Source organism: Lachnospiraceae bacterium (assembly GCA_025758065.1).
Taxonomy (GTDB): Bacteria; Bacillota; Clostridia; order Lachnospirales; family Lachnospiraceae; genus Enterocloster.
On record CP107199.1, the window covers coordinates 2952277 to 2978279 of the forward strand.

25 protein-coding genes and 2 pseudogenes are annotated in these 26003 nt (G+C 46.4%); 24 read left to right on the plus strand and 3 right to left on the minus strand.

Annotated features, from left to right (window positions below; all coding sequences use genetic code 11):
• The first annotated feature begins 76 nt into the window (after nt 1–76).
• From OGM16_13700 to OGM16_13745, 10 genes and pseudogenes are all read left to right on the plus strand, one after another.
• Complete coding sequence (locus OGM16_13700) at nt 77–1303, plus strand: aminotransferase class I/II-fold pyridoxal phosphate-dependent enzyme (protein ID UYJ45847.1); 1227 nt, start codon at nt 77–79, stop codon at nt 1301–1303.
• A gap of 23 nt (nt 1304–1326) precedes the next feature.
• Nucleotides 1327–2847: pseudogene (locus OGM16_13705) on the plus strand (cobyric acid synthase).
• Nucleotides 2848–2931: 84 nt separating this feature from the next.
• Complete coding sequence (locus tag OGM16_13710) at nt 2932–3501, plus strand: precorrin-8X methylmutase (GenBank protein UYJ48471.1); 570 nt, start codon at nt 2932–2934, stop codon at nt 3499–3501.
• A 42-nt stretch (nt 3502–3543) separates the two neighbouring features.
• Complete coding sequence (locus OGM16_13715; protein ID UYJ45848.1) at nt 3544–5181, plus strand: response regulator; 1638 nt, start codon at nt 3544–3546, stop codon at nt 5179–5181.
• On the plus strand, nt 5181–6977 hold the full coding sequence (locus OGM16_13720) for a sensor histidine kinase (protein UYJ45849.1): 1797 nt from the start codon (nt 5181–5183) through the stop codon (nt 6975–6977). The genes OGM16_13715 and OGM16_13720 overlap by 1 nt, the downstream gene beginning before the upstream one ends.
• Nucleotides 6970–7941, plus strand: a complete 972-nt coding sequence (locus OGM16_13725; GenBank protein ID UYJ45850.1) for a substrate-binding domain-containing protein — start codon at nt 6970–6972, stop codon at nt 7939–7941. Before OGM16_13720 ends, OGM16_13725 begins: the two co-directional genes overlap by 8 nt.
• 12 nt (nt 7942–7953) lie before the next feature.
• The gene (locus OGM16_13730) at nt 7954–9012 is read left to right on the plus strand and encodes a galactose ABC transporter substrate-binding protein (protein UYJ45851.1); all 1059 of its coding nucleotides are present in this window, start codon (nt 7954–7956) and stop codon (nt 9010–9012) included.
• A 175-nt stretch (nt 9013–9187) separates the two neighbouring features.
• Complete coding sequence (locus tag OGM16_13735) at nt 9188–10318, plus strand: substrate-binding domain-containing protein (GenBank protein ID UYJ45852.1); 1131 nt, start codon at nt 9188–9190, stop codon at nt 10316–10318.
• A gap of 120 nt (nt 10319–10438) precedes the next feature.
• Nucleotides 10439–11989: a sugar ABC transporter ATP-binding protein gene (locus tag OGM16_13740; protein UYJ45853.1), complete on the plus strand. Its 1551-nt coding sequence runs from the start codon at nt 10439–10441 to the stop codon at nt 11987–11989.
• A gap of 3 nt (nt 11990–11992) precedes the next feature.
• Entirely contained in the window at nt 11993–12991 is a 999-nt protein-coding gene (locus OGM16_13745) for a beta-methylgalactoside transporter (protein ID UYJ45854.1), read from the plus strand.
• A gap of 6 nt (nt 12992–12997) precedes the next feature.
• Here the strand turns inward: OGM16_13745 and OGM16_13750 are convergent, their stop codons facing one another.
• A complete protein-coding gene (locus tag OGM16_13750) occupies nt 12998–13447 on the minus strand; it encodes a CYTH domain-containing protein (GenBank protein UYJ45855.1) in 450 nt (149 codons plus the stop codon).
• Between the two features lie 188 nt (nt 13448–13635).
• On the opposite strand from OGM16_13750, the gene OGM16_13755 reads away from it, so the two are divergent.
• From OGM16_13755 to OGM16_13775, 5 genes are all read left to right on the plus strand, one after another.
• Entirely contained in the window at nt 13636–14190 is a 555-nt protein-coding gene (locus OGM16_13755; protein ID UYJ45856.1) for a DJ-1/PfpI family protein, read from the plus strand.
• Between the two features lie 429 nt (nt 14191–14619).
• On the plus strand, nt 14620–15510 hold the full coding sequence (locus OGM16_13760; protein UYJ45857.1) for a helix-turn-helix domain-containing protein: 891 nt from the start codon (nt 14620–14622) through the stop codon (nt 15508–15510).
• 19 nt (nt 15511–15529) lie between these two features.
• Nucleotides 15530–15748, plus strand: coding sequence for a DUF5348 domain-containing protein (locus tag OGM16_13765; GenBank protein UYJ45858.1), 219 nt, complete (start codon nt 15530–15532; stop codon nt 15746–15748).
• 82 nt (nt 15749–15830) lie between these two features.
• Nucleotides 15831–16307, plus strand: coding sequence for a PcfB family protein (locus tag OGM16_13770; protein UYJ45859.1), 477 nt, complete (start codon nt 15831–15833; stop codon nt 16305–16307).
• A complete protein-coding gene (locus tag OGM16_13775) occupies nt 16304–18091 on the plus strand; it encodes a type IV secretory system conjugative DNA transfer family protein (GenBank protein UYJ45860.1) in 1788 nt (595 codons plus the stop codon). The genes OGM16_13770 and OGM16_13775 overlap by 4 nt, the downstream gene beginning before the upstream one ends.
• A 161-nt stretch (nt 18092–18252) precedes the next feature.
• Here OGM16_13775 and OGM16_13780 read toward each other — a convergent pair whose 3' ends face one another.
• Both OGM16_13780 and OGM16_13785 read right to left on the minus strand, forming a co-directional pair.
• On the minus strand, nt 18253–19161 hold the full coding sequence (locus OGM16_13780) for an IS3 family transposase (GenBank protein ID UYJ45861.1): 909 nt from the start codon (nt 19159–19161) through the stop codon (nt 18253–18255).
• Nucleotides 19158–19499: a transposase gene (locus tag OGM16_13785; GenBank protein ID UYJ45862.1), complete on the minus strand. Its 342-nt coding sequence runs from the start codon at nt 19497–19499 to the stop codon at nt 19158–19160. The genes OGM16_13780 and OGM16_13785 overlap by 4 nt, the downstream gene beginning before the upstream one ends.
• Before the next feature lie 327 nt (nt 19500–19826).
• Between OGM16_13785 and OGM16_13790 the strand changes: the two are divergent.
• The 9 genes and pseudogenes from OGM16_13790 (at nt 19827) to OGM16_13830 (ending at nt 25948) form a co-directional block, all read left to right on the plus strand.
• A pseudogene (locus OGM16_13790) lies at nt 19827–19955 on the plus strand (Maff2 family protein).
• Between the two features lie 175 nt (nt 19956–20130).
• A complete protein-coding gene (locus OGM16_13795) occupies nt 20131–20436 on the plus strand; it encodes a desmoglein-4 (protein UYJ45863.1) in 306 nt (101 codons plus the stop codon).
• A gap of 114 nt (nt 20437–20550) precedes the next feature.
• Nucleotides 20551–21039, plus strand: a complete 489-nt coding sequence (locus tag OGM16_13800; protein UYJ45864.1) for a murein transglycosylase — start codon at nt 20551–20553, stop codon at nt 21037–21039.
• A gap of 627 nt (nt 21040–21666) precedes the next feature.
• Nucleotides 21667–22062 carry a plasmid mobilization relaxosome protein MobC gene (gene mobC, locus OGM16_13805; GenBank protein ID UYJ45865.1) on the plus strand — a complete coding sequence of 132 codons (396 nt, stop codon included), beginning with the start codon at nt 21667–21669 and terminating at the stop codon, nt 22060–22062.
• Nucleotides 22034–23659 carry a relaxase/mobilization nuclease domain-containing protein gene (locus OGM16_13810; protein UYJ45866.1) on the plus strand — a complete coding sequence of 542 codons (1626 nt, stop codon included), beginning with the start codon at nt 22034–22036 and terminating at the stop codon, nt 23657–23659. The genes mobC and OGM16_13810 overlap by 29 nt, the downstream gene beginning before the upstream one ends.
• Nucleotides 23649–24035: a cysteine-rich VLP domain-containing protein gene (locus OGM16_13815; GenBank protein UYJ45867.1), complete on the plus strand. Its 387-nt coding sequence runs from the start codon at nt 23649–23651 to the stop codon at nt 24033–24035. Before OGM16_13810 ends, OGM16_13815 begins: the two co-directional genes overlap by 11 nt.
• 130 nt (nt 24036–24165) lie before the next feature.
• Complete coding sequence (locus OGM16_13820; protein UYJ45868.1) at nt 24166–24906, plus strand: replication initiator protein A; 741 nt, start codon at nt 24166–24168, stop codon at nt 24904–24906.
• Nucleotides 24903–25757, plus strand: a complete 855-nt coding sequence (locus tag OGM16_13825) for an ATP-binding protein (protein ID UYJ45869.1) — start codon at nt 24903–24905, stop codon at nt 25755–25757. The genes OGM16_13820 and OGM16_13825 overlap by 4 nt, the downstream gene beginning before the upstream one ends.
• The gene (locus OGM16_13830; GenBank protein UYJ45870.1) at nt 25754–25948 is read left to right on the plus strand and encodes a transposon-encoded TnpW family protein; all 195 of its coding nucleotides are present in this window, start codon (nt 25754–25756) and stop codon (nt 25946–25948) included. The genes OGM16_13825 and OGM16_13830 overlap by 4 nt, the downstream gene beginning before the upstream one ends.
• Nucleotides 25949–26003 lie beyond the last annotated feature (55 nt).

Here is a 26003-nt window from a genome sequence, read left to right on the forward strand (position 1 = left end):
TTCAAAAATCCTCTTTCCTGGTCAGACCGGGAGACGAGGGGAATATAGATATTAATTTTTGAAAGAAGGAATCCACATGCATACCCAATACCAGCACGGCGGTGACATTTACAGTAACAAGGTTTCAATGGACTATTCCGCTAACATTAACCCTTTAGGACTGCCTCAGGGAGTGAAAGAAGAACTGGCACGATGTATGAAAGAGCAGGTGTGCTGCGTCTATCCGGACAGCCGGTGTACAGATCTGGTAAATGCATTAGCTGACTATCATAAGGTATCTTGTGACTGGATCATCTGTGGCAATGGTGCGGCAGATCTGATCTTTGGTCTTACATTTGCCCTGAAACCGGAAAAAGCCCTGCTTTTAGCCCCTTCTTTTCTGGAATATGAACAGGCTTTAAAGGCGGCAGGCTGTGATATCAGTCTTTTTTATCTGAAAGAGGAAAATGGGTATTGCTTGGATGTGGATGAATTATGTCAGATTATAGAAAAAAACAGTTTTGATCCGGCGTCTGCAGATCCTGCTAAAATCAGCTGCCTGGAGAAAGACCGGCCTGTATCAGCAGCCTTAAAGGGCTGGGACATTTTGTTTTTATGCAATCCCAATAACCCAACAGGCATTGCTGTGAAGAAGGAACAGGTCTTAAAACTGGCAGAAACCTGCGAAAGGACAAATACATTTCTGGTTGTGGATGAGTGTTTTGGAGAGTTTTTAGATGAGCCGGAGGCTTACAGTGTTATTCCGTTTTTAGAGAAGCTTCCGCATGTCTTTGTATTAAAAGCGTTTACAAAGATCTATGCCATGGCTGGAATGCGCTTAGGATATGCACTGTGCAGCAGCGGGGAGGTTTTAACAAGGATCTCTCAGGTAAGACAGCCCTGGTCTGTTTCGGGACTGGCCCAGAAAGCAGGAATTGCAGCTTTAAAAGAGACAGAATATGTGCTGAAAACCAGAAAACTGATCCATGAGCAGAGAAATAAAATGGAAGCAGCATTAGAAAAACTGGGATATATCGTTTATCCGTCCCAGGCTAATTATATTTTCTTTAAGGAAAGGATTTTGCAAGAAGCAGCTGTAAAAAGCACAGAACAGGAGAAAAAAACAGGTCAGGAGCAGAAAAATGCCGGGAAAGAGACAGCTGGGTTGTATGACCGTATGTTAAAACAGGGGGTCCTTATCCGCAGCTGCTCTAATTATCCGGGTCTGGATGCTTCCTGCTACCGCATCTGCGTAAAAACAGAAGAAGAAAACCGGGAATTTCTGCATAAACTTTCCCAGTGTACAGTTTCCGAGAGAACATAAACCTGAAAAGGAGGAATAAATCCATGGCAAGATCCATTATGATACAGGGAACCATGTCCAATGCGGGAAAAAGCCTGATCGCAGCAGGCCTGTGCCGCATTTTTGCCCAGGACGGCTATAAAACAGCACCTTTTAAATCCCAGAATATGGCTTTAAATTCTTTTATTACAGAAGATGGGCTGGAAATGGGCCGTGCCCAGGTGGTCCAGGCAGAAGCGGCGGGAGTGAAGCCTTCTGCGTACATGAACCCCATTTTGCTGAAACCAACTACTGATGTAGGTTCCCAGGTGATCGTAAATGGCGTTTCTATTGGAAACATGCGGGCAAAAGATTATTTTGCTTATAAAAAACAGCTGATCCCCCAGATCATGGAAGCATACAAACACCTGGACGAAGAATATGATGTGATCGTGATTGAAGGTGCAGGAAGTCCGGCAGAGATCAACTTAAAATCAGATGATATTGTAAACATGGGACTGGCTGCCATGGTAGATGCACCGGTGCTGCTTGCCGGGGATATTGACCGGGGCGGGGTTTTCGCCCAGCTTTACGGGACAGTAGAGCTTTTGGAGCCTGAAGAGCGCAAGCGCATAAAGGGACTTATCATCAATAAATTCCGGGGAGATAAGACGATACTGGAGCCGGGACTTCGCCAGTTAGAGGATCTTTGCAGGATACCGGTGGCAGGTGTCGTTCCCTATATGAACGTAGATATTGAAGATGAAGACAGCTTAAGCACCAAACTTGGAAATACCAGACAGAAGGGCTGCATCGATATTGCAGTGCTCCGGTTTCCCAAAATTTCCAATTTTACAGACATGGATGCTTTTGAGCGTATGAACGAGGTTTCCATCCGTTATGTTTCAAAGCCCTCTGAGCTGAAACAGCCGGATATGGTGATCCTTCCGGGAACAAAAAATACCATTGATGATCTTCTGTGGATGCGTCAGAATGGTCTGGAAGCAGCTGTCTTAAAACTGGCGGCAAAGCAGGTGCCTGTATGGGGAATCTGCGGCGGTTTCCAGATGATGGGAGAATGGCTGGTGGACGAACTTGCCATTGAGTCGTCCTACAAAGGAAAGATCCGTGGAATGGGTCTTTTCCCTGTAGAAACGGAATTTGAAGAAGAAAAAGTACGTACCCAGACAGAGGGACGTTTCGGGGAACTTTACGGCTGTTTCAGGGAGCTTTCAGGAAAGAAACTTACTGGCTATGAGATCCATATGGGCCGTACAAAGAGCAGGGAAAAGGAACAGCCGCTCTGTCTGTTAAATGCAGGAGAGAATACCGGAGTAAGGGAAGTTAAAGGCATCCCCTGCGGCTGGAACAGGAAAAACCTTTATGGTTCCTATGTCCACGGTATATTTGACGCTCCTGGTATCTGTGAGACCATAGCAGCTGCCCTTGCAGCCAGAAAGGGCATTACCCTGGAAATGGCAGGACAGCTGGATTACAGGGCATATAAAGAAGAACAGTATGATAAACTGGCAGAAATATTGCGGGAGAGTCTGGATATGGAAAAGATATATGAGATTATGGGACTGGAAGAAAAAATACATATAGAACAGGTGCTTCCGTCAGATATAGAACACAGAAGCTTTGAGATCATCGGTGAAGAATTAAAGGCTATGGGAAAGAAACTGGAACCGGAACTGGCACCGGTGATCATGCGGGCTATTCATACAACAGCGGATTTTGACTATGCAGATCATCTGAAATTTTCTGAGCATGCAGTAGAAAAAGCAAGGGAAGCCATTAAAAACGGAGGCGTGATCATTACCGATACAAAAATGGGCTGGTCCGGTGTGAACAAAAAGCGTCTGGAAAGTTATGGGGGAGAAGCCTTGTGCTTTATGGCAGATGAAGATGTGGCAGCAGAGGCCAAGGAAAAGGGCAGCACAAGAGCGGTGGCAAGTATGGATAAGGCGGCAAAATTATTTGGAGGCGGAGAGAGACCTTGTATCTTTGCTATTGGAAATGCCCCTACGGCGCTTATACGCCTTTATGAGCTGATCCGGGAGGGAAAAATAAAACCGGCCCTGATCATTGGTGCGCCTGTAGGCTTTGTTAATGTGATCCAGTCAAAAGAACTGATCCTTTCACTGAAAGATACACCATACATTGTGGCAGAAGGCAGAAAAGGCGGCAGCAATGTGGCGGCAGCTATCTGCAATGCTCTATTATACGGTATCAAATAAAGGGCTGCAGTTTGGCCATGATAATAAAAGGGGACAGAAAGCATGAAACTATATCGTATTATCCTTGTAGATGATGAGGAAGAGGTAAGAAAAAGTATTATCCGCAAGATCAAATGGGAGGAAAACGGCTTTTTAGTAGCCGGGGACGCGGAAAACGGGGAAGATGCCTTAGAAAAGATCGAACTGTTGGAACCGGATCTGATCCTGACCGACATCCGTATGCCCTATATGGACGGACTGACACTGGCAGAACGTGTGCGCCAGAAATACCCGTCCATGAAGATCGTCATTTTTTCCGGTTATGATGATTTTGAATATGCTAAGCAGGCAATTAAATTAAATGTTACAGAATACATACTAAAGCCGGTAAACGTAGAAGAGCTGACTGCCATTTTACAAAAGATAAAGGCAAATCTGGATCAGGAGATCGAACAGAAGCGAAATGTAAACCTTTTGCGGGAAAATTATATAAAAAGCCTGCCGATCCTCCGGGAACAGTTTTTAAATGAACTGGTAAATGCCCCCATAGCTTATGAAACTGTGCAGACCCGTTTAAAAGAGTATGGTATCTCCCTTTCCGGTGCCCAGAAATGGGTGGCAGCAGCCGTAGGTATTGACAGGCCGGAGGAGGAGCGGGAAGGCGAACTGGCTATCCACAGGGAGCAGGACCTGATCCCTATTTCTGTCATGCAGATCCTGGAAGAAAAGCTGGGAAATTTCTGTCGTTTTTCTATTTTTAACTCTACCGGAAGCAGTGATGCACAGATCGGTGTGATCGCAGCTATTGACGAGGAAAATTCCCAGACCGGACTGACTGCTGTATTAGGAGATATCTGCAAAGAGACCAGAAAGATCCTGGCAGTTCCTATTACCATTGGCATTGGACACAGTACCCAGGATCTGGGCATGATCTGCGAATCTTACAAGGATGCAGTCAATGCTTTAGGTTATAAGGCCATTGTAGGGGCTGGAAATACCATTTATATCAACGACGTGGAGCCGGTAAGCAGGGGAAAGCTGCAGTTTGACAGCAAAGATGAGGCAGAGCTGGTAGGTGCTGTGAAATTTGGTCCTCAGGAAAAGATCGAAGAAGCAGTACATAAAATCGCGGATAAGATCAGTGATGCAAAAGTCCATCAGCGTCAGTGCCAGACCTATATGTTAAGTGTATTAAACTGTATGATCCAGCTGGTGCAGATGTATGATCTGGACATGGAGACTATATTCAAGGGGGAGACCAACTTAAATGAGGCCTTTGCCCTGATCTCCAGTACCCAGAAAAAGGAAGATTTTGCAAAATGGCTTCTTCAGGCTGCCATTGCAGTAAACCAGTCTGTGAATACAGAACGTGATAATACTACAAAACAGGTGATCCAGGAAGCCAGGCAGTATATTATGGACAACTATCAGGATGCGGAGCTGTCTGTGGAGAAGATCTGCCGTCACCTGCATATGAGCCCGGCTTATTTTTCTACCATGTTTAAGAAAGAAACAGGAAAGACTTATGTAGCTTATCTTACGGAAGTCCGTCTGGATAAAGCAGTGGAGCTTTTAAACAAAACAGATGACAAGACATATGTGATCGCGGCAAAGGTAGGATACCAGGAGCAGAATTATTTCAGCTATGTATTTAAGAAACGATTTGGTATTTCGCCTACAAAATTCAGAGGAGCAAAATAATGTTTTTGAAACAACGAAAACACCGGCTTCAAAATGCCAGTATCCGTTCCATTATATTCATGTATTTTACCATTACCGCTCTGGCAGCCAGTATTTTTATCGGCGTTTCTCTTTACGGACGGCTGTCAGGGCAGATGTCCTCTGCACTTCAGGAGGAAAACCGCATCCTTATCAACCAGTTAGGCCGGACAATGGACTCTTATCTGCGTTTGGTGATGAAGCTTTCAGATTCCCTGTATTACGGCGTGATCAAAAATGCCAATCTTTCTGACGGTTCTATTAACGGGGAGATCACGCGCCTTTATGATAATAACAAGGACAATGTAGAAAATATTGCCCTGTTTTCAAAAGAAGGGGAATTGTTAGAGTCGGTTCCCGCAGCAAGATTAAAGAACAATGCCAGAGTGGCAGACCAGGACTGGTTTATGGCGGCTTTGGAAAAAACAGAAAACCTCCATTTTTCCATGCCTCATGTACAGCATATTTTTGACACAGGAGACAGCCAGTACCGTTGGGTGGTATCTGTGGCAAGAGCTGTGGAGATCACAGACGGCCCCTATACAGACCAGGGTGTTCTTCTCATCGATCTGCGTTATAACAGCTTAGAACAGTTATTTGATGGTATGAACCTGGCAAAAGGCGGCTATGTGTATCTTACAGACAGCAACGGGAACCTGATCTATCACCCGGACGGCCAGCTGATAAGCTCCGGCATTGTAGCAGAAAACAATGGTAATACTGCCGTGTTAAAAGATGGAAATTACCAGGAGCAGTGGCAGGGACAGACCCGTATGGTGTCGGTAAAAACGGTGGGATATACAGGCTGGAGGATCGTAGGTGTCATGCCCCTTGACACAGTATCCTTAAATGCGATCAAGACCCGTATTTTGATTGTGTTCATTATTGCGCTGGTGCTGTTTATCCTGACTATCATCAATTCCTATATTTCTTCCAGGATCACAGACCCTATTAAGGAATTGGAAAAATCTGTAAATCAGATCGAGGAGGGAAATTTGGAAACAGAAGTTTACACAGGGGGGTCTTACGAGATCCAGCATCTGGGAAAATCCATTCAGAATATGGCAAGGCAGATCAAGCGCCTTATGGATGACATTGTGGCAGAGCATGAATCTAAGCGAAAAAGCGAATTTGATACTTTACAGTCCCAGATCAATCCCCATTTCCTTTATAATACCCTGGATATCATTGTGTGGATGATCGAAAATGAAAAACAGTCAGAAGCAGTGAAAGCAGTAACCGCATTGGCGCGTTTCTTCCGTATCAGTTTAAGTAAGGGAAAAAGCATTATCCCGGTAAGGGATGAACTGGAGCATGTAAGAAACTATCTGATGATCCAGCATATGCGCTATAAAAATAAATTTTCTTATTCCATAGAGGCAGAGGAAGAGGTATTAGGACTTGCCAGTTTAAAGCTGATCCTGCAGCCTATGGTGGAAAACGCCATTTATCATGGCATGGAGTTTATGGATGGTGACGGTGAGATCAAAATACGGGCATGGAAAGAGGAAGAGAATCTTTACCTGAGTGTGGAGGACAATGGGCTTGGCATGACGGAGGAACAGGTAGAGCGTCTGTTTACAGATACCGGTCATGTTCCTTCCAGAAGAGGTTCCGGGATCGGCGTAAAGAACGTAAATGAACGGATCCATTTGTATTTTGGCAAAAACTACGGGCTTTCTATAGAGTCGGAGCCAGATGAGGGAACTACTGTGCGGATCCATCTTCCTGCAATTGCTTATGAAGAAGCAGTGGGAAAGGAGGAGAAACATGCCTAAGAGAGAAAAAATACTGTTATGTATAGGTGCTGTTTTTCTGGTCCTGTTGTTTCTGCTGTCTTCTACGGATCTGATCATAAAAGAACGTGCTGTGCAGATCGACTCCATTTCTGTGATCTTAAGTGAAGACACAGACGATTATTACCAGAATTTCAGAAAAGGAATGGAAAAAGCAGCCACAGATCTGAGAAGTGATGTGAGACTGATCACTCTTTATGACCGGAAAGACCAGGAACAGCAGATCGAGCTGGCCGCCAGGGAGATTCGTGATGGGGCTGGGGCTGTGGTCATCGAACCGGTAGAGGAAAAAACAGCAGTTATGGATCTGGAAGGCTTAAAACCGGGATGCCCGGTGATATTTGTGGGCGCATCTTCTCCCAGCGAGTTTGTGACAGATTCACTTTTCATTGATTACTTTGAGGCAGGAAGGATCCTGGGGGAAAAGGCGGCTGAAAAGGATCTTTCAGATGAAAAGATCTGTCTGTTTACCCAGGGAATGGCTTACAATGGAGTACAGGATGTCTATGAAGGGGTCTGCTCTGTTTTAAATGATAAACAGATCCCCTTTGAGCTATATGAGGCAAAAGAAGAAAATACGTTCCGCAAGGTGGTGGAAAATACGATTTATCCGGGAAAAGACAAGGTAGAGGTGATCGCCCTGGATGTGCGCTCCTTAGACCAGACAGCGGGTATCTTAAATGAAAGTTCTGTTTACAGGGAACATGTGTCTGCCCTTTACGGCATTGGTTCCACTACCGGGATCTTAAATTATCTGGATCAGGGCATTATTGATGGACTAGTGACCTATGACCAGTTCAGCCAGGGATATTTAAGTATAAAAAAAGCAGTAGAAGCCATTCATGCAGGCAGGCAGAAGCAGGAGACTTTGTTAGATCTGGTTTATCTGGATCAGCAGGAACTGGCCTCTGGTGTATATGAGAAAATGCTCTATCCTATGGAATAGGGGGAAATGATAATGAAGAAAACAAAAGGAACCGGGGCGATGCTGTTTAGTATGATCGCTGTAATAGTGATCATCTGTCTGTTTATTGTAGCAGGAAACGGAGCGAAAAAAGAAGCGGCATCTAAGGAGATACGTGTGGGACTTCTTCTCTACAGGGGGGATGATACTTTTATCAGCACACTTCGCTCTTATATTGAAGAAAAGGCTAAAGAATATGAGCGGAAGGAAGGCATCAAGGTAACACTGGATATTTTAGACGCAAAAAGTAACCAGAATACCCAGAATAATCAGGTGGACCGGATGCTGGAGTTAGGCTGTGATGCCTTATGTGTCAATATTGTAGACCGTTTTGCAGCTTCTGTAGTTATTGATAAAGCCATGGCAGCGGATGTGCCGGTGATCTTTTTTAACAGAGAGCCGGTAGAAGAAGACATGAACCGGTGGGAGAAGCTTTATTATGTAGGGGCTGATGCAAAGGATTCTGCTGTTTTTGAAGGAAGGATCCTGGTAGATGCCTATAAAAAAGATTCCTCAAATCTTGACCGCAACGGTGATGGGATCGTCAGCTATGTGCTATTAGAAGGAGAGAGCAATCATCAGGATTCCCTGATCCGTACTGAATGGTCCATACAGACATTAAAGGACGGTGGAGTGCCTTTGGAAAAAATCACAGGAGGTATTGCCAGCTGGGAACGCAGCCAGGCATCTGCCATGATGGAGCAGTGGCTTACAGAATATCCGGATCAGATCGAACTGGTGGTGGCTAATAATGATGATATGGCCCTGGGCGCTATTGATGCTATTGACCGGGCGGGAATCCTTCCGGGTATGATCAAAATAGTGGGGATCGATGCTACGCCGTCTGGAATGGAGGCATTAAAGGCAGGAAAACTTTTTGGAACGGTAGCAGCAGATAAAGAAGGCTATGCAAATGCCATTTTCCAGATCGCAGCCTCTTTAAGCAGGAGGCTTCCTGTTGATGAGAGCATAAAATTGGAAAATGGAAAATATTTCTGGTGCAGCCAGAAGGGGATAACCCAGGAAGATGCAACAGAAACTGACAATAAATGACATAAAAACAATAAAAAAATTCAGCAATAATGTAAAATCAAAGAAATTTCATAATACTCCTTAAAAAATCATATGGAAAAATGCACAACCGTGGCTTATAATGTGCTTGTCGTTAAGGAAAATACACCAAAAGGCGATAAAAAACAAAATTATATGTATAGGGAGGATTACAATTATGAGATTAGTTAAGAAGGTTACAGCAGCAGCTATGGCATCCGCAATGGCACTTTCACTGGCAGCCTGCGGCGGCGGAAGTACCGCTACAACAGCAGCTCCTACTGAAGCAGCTAAGGAAACTACAGCAGCAAGCGAAGCAGCTACAGAGGCAGCTAAGGAAGCAGCAGAGACTGCAGCACAGGCAGCTGGAACAGCAGATGTAGCAGATAAGAAAGTGGGCATCAGCATTTATAAATTTGATGATAACTTTATGACTCTGTACAGACAGGAATTACAGCGTTACCTGACCGAGGATCTTGGATTCAAGGCTGAGAACGTAGTTATCCAGGATGGTAAGGGCGATCAGGCAGAGCAGACCAACCAGATCAATAACTTCATCACCCAGAAGTATGATGTTCTGATCCTGAACCTGGTACAGGCTTCTTCCGCACCAGAGATTACAGATATGTGTAAAGATGCAGGTATCCCTGTTGTTTTCATCAACCGTGAGCCAGATGAGGCAGAAGAGCAGAGATGGGTTGACGAAAAGATCAACGCTACTTATGTAGGCTGTGATGCAAGACAGTCCGGTACATATCAGGGCGAAGAGATCTTAGAGACAGAGACCAAGGGCGATATCAATGGTGACGGAAAAGTTTCCTACATCATGATCCAGGGCGACCCTGAGAACGTAGATGCTCAGTACAGAACTGAATTCTCTGTTAAGGCATTAACAGATGCAGGCGTAGAAGTAGAAGAGCTGTTAAAGCAGCGTGGTGACTGGGATCAGGCTAAGGCACAGCAGATCGCACAGGATGCTTTAAACCAGTATGGCGACAAGATCGAAGTTATCTTCTGCAACAACGATGCAATGGCACTGGGCGCTTTACAGGCAATCGAAGCAGCTGGACGTAAGGTAAATGAGGATATCTACTTAGTAGGTGTAGATGCTCTGACCGAGGCAGTTCAGAACGTTATCGATGGCAAGCAGACCGGTACTGTATTTAACGATCACTTCTCACAGGCTAAGGCAGCAGCAGATGCAGCTGTTAAGTTCATCGGCGGCGAAGAAGTTGATGCCAAGATCCCTGTAGACTACATCAAGGTTACTAACGCAAACGCACAGGAAATCCTTGACAAGTTAAAATAAGTTACAGTTAACTGACTATTTATCGGGTGTGCGGGTCATTCCGTCACACCCGATTTTTAAGGAAAATATGCTCCCGGAGGGCATAGAAAAAGCGTCAAAGGAATTGAAAGGAGTAACGGGATGGCAGAACAGTACAGACTGGAAATGATAGGGGTCAGTAAAAGCTTCCCTGGCGTAAAGGCACTGGATGGAATTAACTTGAAAGTACGTCCCGGAACTGTCCATGCGCTGATGGGGGAAAATGGCGCAGGAAAATCTACCCTTATGAAATGTCTTTTCGGCATTTATAAGATGGATGAGGGACAGATCATCATAGATGGTGAAAAAACAATGATAACGAACCCGGATGACGCCCTTCATAAGGGTCTGGCAATGGTTCATCAGGAACTGCAGCCGATACCGGATCGTTCCATTGCAGAGAATATGTATCTGGGAAGATACCCCATGAAGAATATTGGTCCTCTTAAAATGGTAGACCATAAGACCATGAACAGCGAAGCTGAAAAATGGTTAAAAGATGTAAAGATGAATTTTGATCCTAAGGCAAAACTAGGAACATTGTCAATTGGACAGATGCAGTCAGTAGAGATTGCAAAGGCAGTCAGCCAGCACGCAAAAATCGTGATCCTGGATGAGCCCACATCCTCTCTGACTGATAATGAAGTAGAAGCGCTGTTCCGCATTATCAGGGACTTAAAGTCCAGAGGCGTTTCTATGATATATATCAGCCACAAGATGGCTGAGATCCGTCAGATCGCAGACGATATTACCATCATGCGAGATGGTACATATGTAGGATCCTGGGAGGTAAAGGATATCTCCGATGATGAAATCGTAAAACAGATGGTTGGACGTGAGCTGACCAATGTATATCCTCCAAAGGAAGACTACAGAACAGATGAAACAGTTCTGAAAGTAGAACATCTGTGCAGTATCCATGAGCGTTCCTTCCAAGATTGCTCCTTTGAATTAAAGAAGGGCGAGATCTTAGGATTCGGCGGTCTGGTAGGTGCCCAGAGAACAGAGATGATGGAAGCTATCTTTGGTATGCGTCACATTGCAAGTGGTACTGTGGAAGTTCTTGGAAAGAAAGTAGATATTAAAAAGCCAGAAGATGCTATCGATAATTCCATTGGTATGATCACAGAAGACCGTCGTGGAACCGGTATCTTAGGATGCCTCAGCATCAACGACAATACGGCCATTGCTTCCTATAAAAACTACACCAATGCAGGTGTGATTGACCAGAAAAAGGTAGATGCCGTTGTAAAAGACAGTATCCAGAAGTTAAACATCAAGACACCAAGCGGAAAGACGCTGATCCAGTCTCTTTCCGGTGGTAACCAGCAGAAAGTTATCATTGCCCGCTGGCTTGCAAACAATCCGGATATCCTGATCATGGATGAACCTACAAGAGGTATTGACGTAGGTGCGAAATATGAGATCTATCAGATCATGATTGACCTGGTAAAACAGGGTAAATCCATTATTATGATCTCCTCAGAAATGCCGGAACTGATCGGTATGTCCAACCGTATTATCGTAATGTGCAACGGACGTATCACCGGTGAAGTAGAAGGGGAAGAAGCAACCCAGGAGCGGATCATGTCATTTGCAACACAATTTGATCTCCAGGGTAAATCAACCACAGAGTCCAAGCAGGAGGATTAAGCCATGACAGCGAAAAAATTTAATTTAAAAGATTTCCTTATCAATAACGGAATTATAGTCGTTCTGGTGTTATTAGCAATCTACACCGGTATCATGCAGCCGACATTCGTATCCGGCTCCAACTTAAAGAATATTGCTCTTAACGTAGCACCACGTTTTATCATCGCCTGCGGCGTATCCGGGTGTCTGATCACCAAAGGTACAGACCTTTCAGCAGGACGTATGGTAGGTTTATCTGCCTGCTTAGCAGGTACTTTACTTCAGAAAGCGGATTACAGCGGCAAGTTCTTCCCTAACATGCCATTTTATGGTGTATGGTGGGTAGCAGTAGTGCTTCTGATCTGCGTAGCAGTTTGTGCTATCTTTGGTGCCATCAACGGTATCGTAGTTTCTTATCTGCAGGTTCCTGCATTTATCGGAACTTTGGGTATGCAGCTGATCGTATATGGTGTCTGCCTGGTTTACACCAATGCAACTCCGATCGGTGGTTATCGTGCCGCTTATACAGAAGTAGCAAAGGGCCAGTTATTTGGTGTGATCCCATATCTGTTCCTGATCGCTTTAGCAGTTGGTATTGTAATGTGGTTCGTATATAACAAGATGCCTCACGGCAAATATATGTACGCTATCGGCGGAAATGAGCAGGCAGCAGAGGTTTCCGGCGTAAATACAAAGAAGACCAAGATCATCATCTATATTACAGCAGCAGCTTGCTATGCACTGGGCGGCTTCTTAGTAGGCGCTAAGTCCGGCGGTTCCTCTGTAAACATGGGTTATGGATGGGAGCTGGAAGCAATCGCAGCCTGCACCATCGGTGGTGTATCTGTAAATGGTGGTATCGGACGTATCTCCGGTGTTCTCATCGGTGTTCTGGTATTTGAGATCTTAAAGACCTGCTTACAGTATCTGGGTGTTGACACCAACTACCAGTACATTGCACAGGGTATTGTTATCGTAGTTGCAATTGCTCTGGATATCAGAAAGTACATTGCTAAGAAATAATGATAGTTATCCCTGGGACAGGCGGCTGTTGTGATATTCACCGGAGAAGGTAACGTCCTCTCCAAACCATGCAGGCGGATTAAATGCCTTTGCTTCTTCTTCGTTGGCAAATTCTACCTCTGCAAGGATAAGGCCGTGGTAGTGGCCTTCAAAGACGTCTAATTCGATGGTAAGGTGATCACTTCCCGGAACCGGGATCATATATCTCTTTTTTGTAAGGATAATACCGTCTGCCTTGGTCAGCAGATGTTCATAGGCTTCTTTATTCAGTACAAGATTGTATTCTTCTCTGGATAAGAGGCCTTTTCCTTTGTAGGTGAGATAGTAGTCATCATTATCCCGGCGGACGCGGACAACAGGATCTGTATTTAAGTAGGCCTGTTCGATCTGTCTGCAGGGAAAAGATGTACATCCCTCAGGGATTTGTTTAACAAGAAATTTTCTTTCGATTTCCATTGTAAATTCTCCTTCCGTTTTGTGTGCTTTTTTAACAATATTTTGCACTTTTTAGTATACACTATCATAGCATTTATCTCTTTTCAGAAAAAGGGAAAAATGGTAAAATAAATAAAGTTTCAGATCGGTTACACATATAGGAGGCCAAAATATTGGCTTCCAACATCATTGCGTAAAGGGGAATTAAAATGTCAAAAGTTTTTGCATTTCTTGCAGATGGACTGGAAGAAGTAGAATGTCTTGCAGTAGTAGATGTCCTTCGCCGTGCCGGAGTAGAGGTAACATTGGTATCAGTAACAGGAAGCCGTGAAATCACAGGCTCTCATCATATTCATTTTCAGGCAGATGCCCTTTTTGATGAAACAGCAGCAGAAGATGCAGATGTATTATTCCTGCCGGGAGGAATGCCAGGAACCAATACATTAAAAGCCCACGAAGGCTTAAAGAATGCTATTTGCAAGGCCAATAAGCAGGGACGGCGCATTGCAGCTATTTGCGCAGCTCCAAGCATCCTTGGGGAAATGGGACTGTTAAAAGGAAGAACAGCCACCTGCTATCCGGGTTTTGAAGACAAGTTAGAGGGCGTTTCCTACACCCGTCAGGGCGTGATCACCGATGGAAATATTACTACCGCAAGAGGACTTGGATATGCTTTAGATTTGGGGATTGAGCTGATCCGTCTTCTTATGGGGCCGCAGCATGCACAGATGGTGAAAGATTCGATCCAGTATGATCAGGTATAAAGAAATATAGATTATTCTTTCAAGAAAAATTTTGATTATCCCGAAAAACCCTTGAAATACAAGCACATTCGCAGGATTTCAGATTGATTTTACTACCAATTTACTACTTTTAACGGATTGCGCCTTGATATGCCGGAACATCTTGCGAGCATGAAACAACCCAATACAAACGCGACGCACTGGCGGCGCGGCACGTCGGCAATCACACAATTTCATATAGCACCGCACTGGCGGCGTTACCTTATCCCAACCGGGAAACAAGGAACGCCGCTATTTTTTTACCCTCATGTTACGCAGTAGGGGCAAAAAGAGTCTTGCTACACAAGGCTTTGCGGGTACGGTTTTCACAGGGTAAGGGATTGATACCTAAACCCTTAAAATCGCTGTTCTACCGCGTAACAAATATGCAGCAAAGGAGTTGATGAAGCTATGGCAGTTTTCCGCGTGGAGAGAAACACAGGATATACGGTTATGAGCAACCACCATTTACGCAACAAAGAACTTTCCCTAAAGGCAAAAGGGCTGTTATCGCAAATGCTGTCCTTGCCGGAGGATTGGGACTATACCCTTGCGGGACTGTCCTATATCAACCGGGAAAAAATCGACGCTATCCGCGAAGCTGTCCGGGAGCTTGAAAGAGCCGGATATATTCAGCGTTCAAGGGAGCGCGACGAGAAAGGACGCTTGCGGGGAACTGATTACATCATCTATGAGCAGCCGCCTAACTTGGATTTACCTACATTGGAAAATCCAACATTGGAAAATCCTACGCAGGAAAAACCTACGTTGGAAAATCCAATGCAATTAAATAAAGATATACAAAAGACTGACTTACCAAAAAAAGAAAAATCAAATACGGATTTATCAAGTAACCATTCCATTCCTATCCTTTCCCCTAACCCCTCTCCTTTGAGGGAAGAAACGGCAGAGCCGGAACGGAAAGGAACGGAAGCGGCAGACGCATACAGCGTGTATGAGGAAATCATCAAGGACAATATCGAGTATGAGCATTTTATCAAGCATACCAACATTGACAGGGAACGCTTGGACGAGATTGTGTCCCTTATCCTTGAAACTGTCTGCACCAAACGAAAGACAATTCGTATCGCCGGGGACGATTATCCGGCAGAGCTTGTCAAAGCAAAGTTTATGAAGCTGAACAGCAGCCACATTGAATTTGTCTTTGACTGCATGAAAGAGAACACCACGAAAATCCGTAACATCAAGCAATATCTGAAAGCGGTACTTTTCAACGCGCCCAACACCATTGACAGCTATTACACCGCCCTTGTCAACCACGATATGTACGGCGGCTATTAAAAAACAGGAGGATTTTAATATGACACAGAAAACAGGAGCTTTGATTTTTGATGAAACGGCAGACCGTTACGACATTCGCTTTGACCTTAACGACTACTACGGAGGATTGCATTGTGGGGATTGCCTTGAAGTGTTTGTACGCGGCAAATGGAAGCCGACCCGCATGGAGTACGGGGACAACTGGTATCTTGTCGGTGTGAGGGCTTCGGATTTGAACGGGCTGCGGGTGCGTATCTAAAGGCGGCATGAAAAATGTACGCCTTATTTTTATGCCCCGAAGCGGCACACCACCCTAACCAAACTATGAAAGGAGGGATTTCATGCAAGATGAAGTCAATGAAAAAGTCGTGTCTTTAGCAATCAAAACATCTAAGCTGACCGCCGAAGTGCTGCAAAAGGCTATGAAAGCCCTGCTTGCCAAAGGCAAAGGGCAGCTAACCAAAGCCCCGCATGGGAAAATCACTATGCGGCAGCTTATGAAGCAGGGAGAAAAGGTTTCCAACATTGAGATTACCGACCAAAATATCAAAGCCTTTGACCCTATCGCAAGGAAAAGCGGGCTTGATTACAACGTCAAGAAGATTGAGAACGGCAAGCCGCCGACCTATCTTGTGTCTTTTAAGGGCAAGGATATTGACGTTATGACCGAAGCGTTCCGGGAATTTACCGCAAAGAAATTAGGCAGGGATAAAAAGCCCTCTATCCGCAAGCTGCTTTCCACTCTGAAAGACAAGGCGGCAGCTCTGAACGCACAGAAGGACAAAGTGAAGAAAAAGGACAGGGAGGTATCGCTATGAAGCCGGAACTTAAAAAGCTGCTTATCCTAAATGCCCCCTATCTGCTCTTTGTCTATCTCTTTGACAAAATCGGACAAGCGGTACGCCTTGCGCCGGGGGCTGACCTTTCCGGCAAGGTGCTTTCCCTTGCAGACGGCTTTTCCGCTGCCTTTGCAACCCCGCTTCCGAGCCTTGCCCCTATGGATTTGCTTATCGGTATTGTGGGGGCTGTCCTTATCCGGCTTATGGTGTACTTCAAAGGCAAGAACGCGAAGAAATACCGAAAAGGTATCGAATACGGTTCAGCCCGTTGGGGCAACGCCGAAGATATAAAGCCCTATACCGACCCGGTATTTCAAAATAACGTGCTTCTGACACAGACGGAACGGCTTACCATGAACAGCCGCCCGAAGCAGCCGAAGTATGCAAGGAATAAAAATATCCTTGTTATCGGGGGAAGCGGCAGCGGCAAGACGAGATTTTTTGTGAAGCCCAACTTAATGCAAATGCACTCAAGCTACGTTGTAACTGACCCGAAAGGTACGGTTTTAGTCGAGTGTGGGAAGCTCTTACAGCGCGGCGGGTATCGGATAAAGGTGCTGAACACGATAAATTTTAAGAAATCCATGCGTTATAATCCCTTTGCCTATATCCGCAGCGAAAAAGACATTTTGAAACTGGTAAATACCTTGATTGCCAACACCAAAGGGGACGGGGAAAAAGCCGGGGAGGATTTTTGGGTAAAATCGGAACGGCTCTTTTACTGCGCCCTTATCGGCTACATTTGGTACGAAGCCCCGGAGGAAGAAAAGAACTTCACGACGCTGCTTGAAATGATAAATGCCAGTGAAGCCCGCGAGGACGACCCGGAATTTCAGTCCCCCGTTGACCTCATGTTTGAACGGTTGGAGGAAAAAGACCCGGAACACTTTGCCGTCCGGCAGTACAAGAAATTCCTGTTATCTGCGGGAAAGACACGAAGCTCTATTCTCATTTCCTGCGGTGCGCGGCTTGCCCCTTTTGACATTAAGGAGCTGCGCGACCTTATGGAAACCGACGAAATGGAGCTTGACACCATAGGCGACCGCAAGACCGCCCTGTTTGTTATCATCAGCGACACCGACGATACTTTTAACTTTGTCGTGAGTATTCTTTACACGCAGCTTTTCAATCTGCTTTGCGACAAGGCAGATGATGAATACGGCGGCAGGCTGCCCGTCCATGTGCGCTGTCTGTTAGACGAGTTTGCAAATATCGGGCAGATACCGAAGTTTGAAAAGCTCATAGCCACCATACGAAGCCGGGAAATCTCCGCGTCGATTATCTTACAGTCGCAAAGCCAGTTAAAGGCAATCTATAAGGACAACGCCGATACCATAGTCGGCAACTGCGACACCACCCTTTTCTTGGGCGGCAAGGAGAAAACCACCCTCAAAGAAATGTCGGAAATCTTGGGGAAAGAAACCATTGACAGCTTCAACACTTCCGAGAACCGGGGGCGCGAGGTATCGCATGGGCTGAACTATCAGAAGTTAGGCAAGCAGCTTATGACGGAAGATGAAATAGCGGTTATGGACGGCGGGAAATGTATTTTACAGCTACGAGGGGTGCGCCCGTTCTTCTCTGATAAGTACGACATTACAAAGCACCCCAACTATAAATATCTTTCCGACTATGACAAGAAAAATACTTTTGATATGGAAAAGCATTTAAGGCGCAGACCCGCCCTTGTGAAGCCGGACGAAGTATTTGACTACTACGAAATCAGCGAAAGCGATTTGCAGGAGGACACCGACCATGAATAGACGTATCAGAAAGAAAAAGGACAAGAAAATCACAGAAGCCATAAACGGGCTTGTTTCGATTGCTGAACGACGGGAACAGCAGCGGCAGGCTGCTATCCGGCAGTTTGTGAAACTGATGTTGTCAAGATTGGTTGACACATTTTTCTCAAGGACATCATGGACTATGCTGCTATACGCAGAGAATCATAGTATCTCTGTCGCTTGAGCATGGGAGGAAGACCACCATTGGTGGTGCAAATCCTCCGATTGTTCCAATAACTGATAAAGTATCTCCAGATTAGAGACTTCAGTTCGGACACAGTCAGGTTTTCACTGTTGTATCGGTCATACAATAATTCTGTCTTTAGACGCGCCCACATGCTTTCACAACGGGCATTGTCATGGCATCGACCACCGGCACTGTTCATACTTTGGATGATTTCATATTTTCTCAGGGTGCTGCGGTAAAGCTCACTGGTATATTGGCTACCTCGATCGGAGTGAAGCACTGCTCCTTGAATTTCAGGATATGCGATAAAAGCGTTTTCTACCGTATGCTGGCAAAGCGTTGCCTTCATCGTGGTTTCCATTGCCAGCCCCAGTACTGCTGAATCAAAACAATCGAAGATTGCCGAAACATAGAGTTTTCCATCTTTTGCTTTGATTTCGGTGATATCTGTCACGCATTTTTCAAGAGGCTTTTCTGATGTGAAATTTCTCTTAAGAAGATCATCCGATTTACGAGCCTCACGGTCTGCTTTCGTAATTCCTTTCGGATTACGCTTAGGACGATGACTGAGACCGATTTTTTCCATGACTCTATAAACGGTACGCTCACTGGGGATAGGAATGCCATCAGGTCGTTTAAGAGTTAATGCCTGGAACATACGTACACGTCCATAGGTGTCGTTGCAGACATCCTCAGCATGGATTTCAAGCATGGTATCTGCAAGCGTCTGGTATTTCCACGGACGGTCTTTTACGGACAGATATTTATAAAATCCCTGGCGGCTCACATGTAACATACGACAGTAAAAAGCCAGTTTTCCCTTGATGGTGCTATCGTCAGTCTTAATCGCAATGAATTTCATTCTTTCGGTCTTAGAGACTTCCGACGGCTCGCTGCGAAAAAAGCGCTGGCTTCTTCCAGAAACTCGTTTTCTTCTTTCAGACGACGAATTTCTTTATCCTGATCTTTCACGCGTTTTCGAAGCATGGTTAATTCCTCCGCAAGGCTCATGGCAGATTCTGGAGTATGGGCACCTTCTCCAATATCCAGTTGTCCGGTTCTTACGGCTTTAAGCCAGGTATGGATAGTCCCTTCAGGAATTCCTAATTCTTTAGCGGCTTTCGCACCACCGATTTCTTTTGCAAGCTTAACTGCCTGCACTTTGTATTCATGATCGTACTTACGTTGACTTCGTGCCATAGTTGGGCACCTCCTTATTCTCTTGATTATACTATGAAATCCTTGAGAATAGGCTGTCAACTTTATTTATACACCATCAAACGGTGTGAAGCCCTGTATGAGCAGCAGCGAAAAGAAAGGAGGAATTGACGCAGTAACAAAGAAAAAGACAACTTGCATGATACGCGCCCCTACAAAAATTCCTATCGCCCACACTGACAACTGAATACCGCCGCGCAGCAGACATTTAGGCAGCGCGGGGACTTATGACCGCGGCAGTTTGAAAACTGACCGCCGTTTTTTATGCCCTTTTACGGGCAAGCCGCATTTGCGGCAGAAAGGAGTTTTATGGAATTTTTCAACAGCGCAATCGGCGTATTACAGACTTTGGTTATCGCTCTTGGAGCAGGACTTGGCATTTGGGGCGTTATCAATCTCTTGGAGGGCTACGGAAATGATAATCCGGGCGCAAATGCTCATGTGCGGTAAAGTAATAAAAAGATTTAGGTAGCCGCCTTAACTATTCCTAAATAAGATAATATGCACAGTATTTTCTCGTAAATAGAAAATAAATTATTGCATTTTACCAATTATTATGTTAAAATGACAATGTAACAAAGAGCTATGTATTTTTAAGGAAAGGGAGGAACTTATGAATTTAAGAAAATCTATTTTAGCACTTTCAGTAGTAGCTGGAATTGTAGCTGCTCCAATGACTGTATTTGCCGCTCATACTCATAGTTGGGGTTCTCCCCAGTACTATGGATATGAAGATGAAATGCCTGGTATATATGATGACTGGGATAAATGTGCGACACGTCATGTATATAATTACAAACAATGTTTAATTTGTGGAGAAGTAAGCATTTATGAAGTTGAGACGATTGAAATGTCTCACAAATGGGTGAATGGTGCATGTGTATATTGCAACAAAGGTTACGCGAAAGAGATAAATTAACATAGTATCATTACCGGCAAGCTTATAATCAAAAAATAGAAAGCATTGAGAATATTTCAAAATTTCTTGAAAGTACTCTCAGTGCTTTCTTTGATAATATGAAAGGAGAAATAAATGCAAAAAAAACAACTTTCTGTATTAGTACTAATTATTTTATGCTTTTTATTAGGATGTAACAGAGAAACACCAAAAGATGAATCTCAACAAAATTATGAAGATGAATCTAATATTTCTAAAACAAATGGAGAAGAACTTGTAAATATAAACAGTGAATTGTTAGGTTCGACTCCTTTTGATATCCAAATCGATAAAACAGCATTGCAGACTAGAAAAGAAACAGAAACAGAAGTTACAATAAAGACAAATTTAACAGACTGGGGTTATACTGTTTCTTCTGAAAAAGGGAAAATATCTGATATAAATAAAAATTCATTCATATATATAGCACCTAAAGATGAGAGGGATGATACTATAAAAATACAATTATCGGACTATGAAAATGGCATATCATATGAATATACAATTCCACTTATTTTTGCGGGAAACAATGAACATTCTTTAGATAAATTCAAGGAAAATCTTTCAAGATTACCTAATAGTTAGTAAAGAGTCGATAGACTAAAGTACCACCATCCTCTTTTATTTCAACTGAATATCCATCCCGCCGCACCGCAGCGGCACATGAAGCAGTAAATCCGAAAAAGATTTGCTGCTTTTTTTGCGTCCATTTTTGGCAAATTTCCAAAAGTTCCGTATTAGACAGTGAAACCAAAAAAGGCTGCCATTTTTTTCAGACAGCGGGCAAAACGCAGCTTCCGAAACGCCTTATTGTCGGGAAAGACCGAGCCGCCGGAAAAGTTCTTGCCGGAAAGTCCGTCCATTCTGCTCTTTTGTGGTTTGTAGGGAGTAAGGGAAAAACGCCAGCCCGCAGCCTTTTATAAAAAAAGCTGGTTATAGATTTTCTGAAAAAGTGGCAGTAGCAAGTGAACGGCAGGCCGGCAGTTTCTTAGAGCAAGATTCTACCGAGGTGCCAAAATTCGCTTATCGCTCATTTTGCCCCTGCGGGAATCTTGTTGGGGAGTGCCTTCCCCAAACCCTGCTTATGCGGCTTGCGCCGCTGAAAAACCCCTCAAAATATTTTTCGGATTTTTCAAAAACAGTTCCGCTTCACACCCTGTTTTTCTCCTATTAGTGAGAGGACACCACGCACAGAAAGGAGGTCAACCACCTATGAAACGATACAACACGCCGCACCGCAGCCGGGTAGTCAAAACACGCATGACCGAGGAAGAATACGCCGAGTTTGCCCAGCGGCTTTCTGCTTACCACATGAGCCAAGCCGAGTTTATCCGGCAAGCCATAACCGGGGCAGCCATACGCCCCATCATAACCGTTTCCCCCATCAATGACGAGCTGCTTGCCGCTGTCGGGAAGCTGACCGCCGAATACGGGAGGATCGGCGGCAACTTAAACCAGATAGCCCGGACGCTGAACGAGTGGCACAGTCCCTATCCGCAGCTTGCCGGGGAGGTACGGGCGGCGGTTTCCGACCTTGCTGCCCTAAAGTTTGAAGTCTTGCAGAAAGTGGGTGACGCTGTTGGCAACATTCAAACATATCAGCTCTAAAAACGCCGACTATGGCGCAGCGGAAGCCTATCTCACATTTGAGCATGACGAGTTTACCATGAAAGCCACCCTTGATGAAAACGGGCGGCTGATACCGAGGGAGGATTACCGCATTTCTTCCCTCAACTGCGGGGGCGAGGATTTCGCTGTTGCCTGTATGCGAGCCAATCTCCGCTATGAGAAAAACCAAAAACGGGAAGATGTGAAAAGCCACCACTATATCATCAGCTTTGACCCACGGGACGGGACAGACAACGGCTTGACCGTAGACCGGGCGCAGGAGCTGGGCGAGCAGTTCTGCAAGGAGCATTTCCCCGGACACCAAGCCCTAATCTGCACCCACCCGGACGGGCATAACCACAGCGGGAATATCCATGTGCATATCGTCATCAACTCCCTGCGGATTTACGAAGTCCCGCTTCTGCCCTACATGGACAGACCAGCCGACACGCTGGAGGGCTGCAAGCACCGCTGCACCAACGCCGCTATGGAATATTTCAAGAGCGAAGTCATGGAAATGTGCCACCGGGAGGGGCTTTACCAAATCGACCTCTTGAACGGCAGCAAGGAACGGATAACCGAACGGGAATACTGGGCGGCAAAGAAAGGGCAGCTTGCCCTTGACAAAGAGAACGCCGCCAGAGAAGCCGCCGGACAGCCGACCAAGCCCACCAAGTTTGAAACGGACAAGGCGAAGCTGCGCCGGACGATACGGCAGGCACTTTCCCAAGCTGGCAGCTTTGACGAGTTTTCTTCCCTTTTGCTGCGGGAGGGTGTGACCGTCAAGGAGAGCCGGGGGCGGCTTTCCTACCTCACGCCGGACAGGACAAAGCCTATCACAGCCCGAAAGCTGGGGGACGATTTTGACAAGGCTGCTGTCCTTGCCCTGCTCACGCAGAACGCCCACAGAGCTGCCGAACAGACCAAAGCCATACCCGAATACCCTGCCGCAGTTAAAAAGCCGTTACAAGGGGAAAAAGCTGCAAAAACCACCCCGGCAGACAACACCTTGCAGCGCATGGTTGACCGGGAAGCCAAGCGAGCCGAGGGCAAGGGCGTGGGCTATGACCGCTGGGCGGCAAAGCACAACCTAAAGCAAATGGCAGCTACCGTTACCGCCTATCAGCAGTACGGCTTTTCCTCCCCGGAGGAACTGGACGAAGCCTGTTCTGCCGCCTATGCCGCCATGCAGGAAAGCCTTGCGTGGTTGAAGCAGGTGGAAAAGACGCTGAACGGGAAAAAGGAGCTGCAACGGCAGGTGCTTGCCTATTCCAAGACCCGCCCTGTCCGGGACGGGCTGAAACAGCAGAAAAACGCCAAAGCAAAAGCAGCCTACCGTCAGAAGCATGAAAGTGACTTTATCATAGCAGACGCAGCCGCCCGCTATTTCAGGGAGAACGGCATTTCCAAGCTGCCGAGCTATAAATCCCTGCAAGCAGAGATTGAAAGCCTTATCAAAGAGAAAAACAGCGGCTACAACGATTACCGGGCAAAACGGGAGGAGTACCGCCGCTTGCAGACTGTCAAGGGCAATATCGACCAGATTTTACGCCGGAGCGAGCCGCAGCGCAGAAAGGAGCAGAGCCATGAACGGTAATATCCCCCGCATGGACTACCGCCAGTACCGGGCAGCCCGCCGCCTTGTGCATGAGTGCTGCAACTATGACAGCGGGAACTGCCTGCTGTTGGAGGACGGCGAGCCTTGCGTGTGTGTACAGAGTATCAGCTATTCGCTGCTCTGCCGCTGGTTTACCGCCGCTGTCCTGCCCCTTGATGAAGCACTGGAAGCCGCCCTCTTGCGCCGGGGAAGCCGGAAACGCTGCGCTGTCTGCGGGGCGTTCTTCTTCCCAAAATCCAACCGGGGGAAATACTGCCCGGACTGCGCCGGACGCATGAAGCGGATAAACGCCGCCAAACGGAAGCGGAAACAAAGGGAGAAATGTCACGCTTTAGGGCATTTCAAACCCGCATAAATCAAGGCTTTTTTGGAGGGTGTCAAAGGGTGCGTGATACATTTATCCTTTTCCCTTAAAAACGCCCCCTAAAAGCGTAACAGAACCCACAGACAGACACCACAAGGAGGTGAACCCTATCGCTGATTATATGACCGCAGGAACGGAGCTGCCCGCTTACCTGCCTTACCCCCGTTTCCTGCTGGAAACAGACCTATCCCACACCGCAAGAGAGTTATATGCGCTGCTGTTAGACCGTTCCACCCTTTCGCAGAAGAACGGCTGGCAGGACAGCGAGGGACGGACATACATTGTCTACCCCATAGCAGAGATAGCGGAAATGCTGGATAAAGGCTGCACCACCATAAAGGGCGCACTGAACGAACTGGACGCTGCCGGGCTGCTGGAACGCAGACGGACGGGCTTTTCTGCCGCCAACCGTCTGTATGTGAAAGTGCCGCCTATCCCAGTGGTACAGTTTTCCGACCAACTGACGGACGGAAAACCGCCCCTCATAAGGGCGGGAAACCGACCAACTGACAGCCGGAAAACTGACCTTATGACGGTCGGAAAACCGTCCCCTAACCAAACTAATATAAACAACCTAATAGAGAGCCAAACAAAAGGAGCGAGTGAGGGGCAGCCCCCCGCCGCTTATGGCAGATATAAAAATGTATTTCTTTCTGACACAGAACTTTTGGAGCTGGAACAGGACTTCCCCGGCAAGTGGGAGTATTACCTTGACCGCCTTTCCTGCCACATCGCTTCCACCGGGAAGCAGTACCAGAGCCATGCAGCCACCATTTACAAGTGGGCGCAGGAGGACGCTGCCAAAGAGAAGCCAAAGAAAGGCATACCGGACTATTCATTCAAGGAGGGAGAAAGCCTATGACCGATACAATCCACAACACCATACTGCCTATGACCGACACCACAGCCGAGCCGGAGGATTACACCGGGGAGGACGGGCTTTTATACTGCGGCAAATGCCGGAAACCCAAAGAAGCCTATTTCCCGGAGGGCAAGACCTTTTTCGGGCGTGACCGCCACCCGTCAGAGTGCGACTGCCAGCGGGCAGCCCGTAAGGAACGGGAAGCCGCCGAGAAGCGGCGCAGCCACCTTGAAACGGTGGAACGGCTGAAACGGCAGGGCTTTACAGACAAGACCATGCAGGACTGGACATTTGCCAACGATAACGGCAGCTGCCCGCAGATGAAGAACGCCGCCGGATATGTGGCACGCTGGGAACAGATAAAGGACGGGAACTACGGGCTGCTCTTGTGGGGCAGGGTAGGCACTGGGAAAAGCTATTTTGCCGGGTGTATTGCAAACGCCCTCATGGAGCAGGAAGTCCCGGTGTGCATGACAAACTTTGCAGCAATATTAAACGACCTTGCCGCCAGCTTTGCGGGCAGGAACGAATATATTTCCCGCCTTTGCAGCTTCCCCCTGCTCATCATTGACGATTTTGGAATGGAGCGTGGCACAGAATACGGTCTGGAACAGGTCTACAATGTGATTGACAGCCGCTACCGGAGCAGGAAGCCGCTGATTGTGACGACCAACCTCACGCTGGAGGAATTGCAGCACCCGGAGGACACCGCCCACGCCCGGATTTATGACCGCCTGCTTGAAATGTGTTCCCCTCTCTGCTTTACCGGGGAGAATTTGAGGAAAGCCGCCGCACAGGGAAAAATGGAACAGCTGAAACGGCTGCTTGCCGGAAAGGAGATTTGCCTATGACCGACACCCAGAGAAACAAACGCCCTGCCCGCCGCCCGGACTGCGTGACCGAAACGAGGATAGGCAACACAATCCTTGTGGTGTCTGGCTTTTTCAAGGAGGGGGCGACCGACACCGCCGCTGACAAGATGATGAAAGTGCTGGAAGCAGAAGCCGCCGCCGGATATTTGACCTGTGATAAGCCTGATTGAAAAACCGTCATTTTTACCGACCGTAAAGAAGCAGATTTGACGCTTTTGCCGCTAT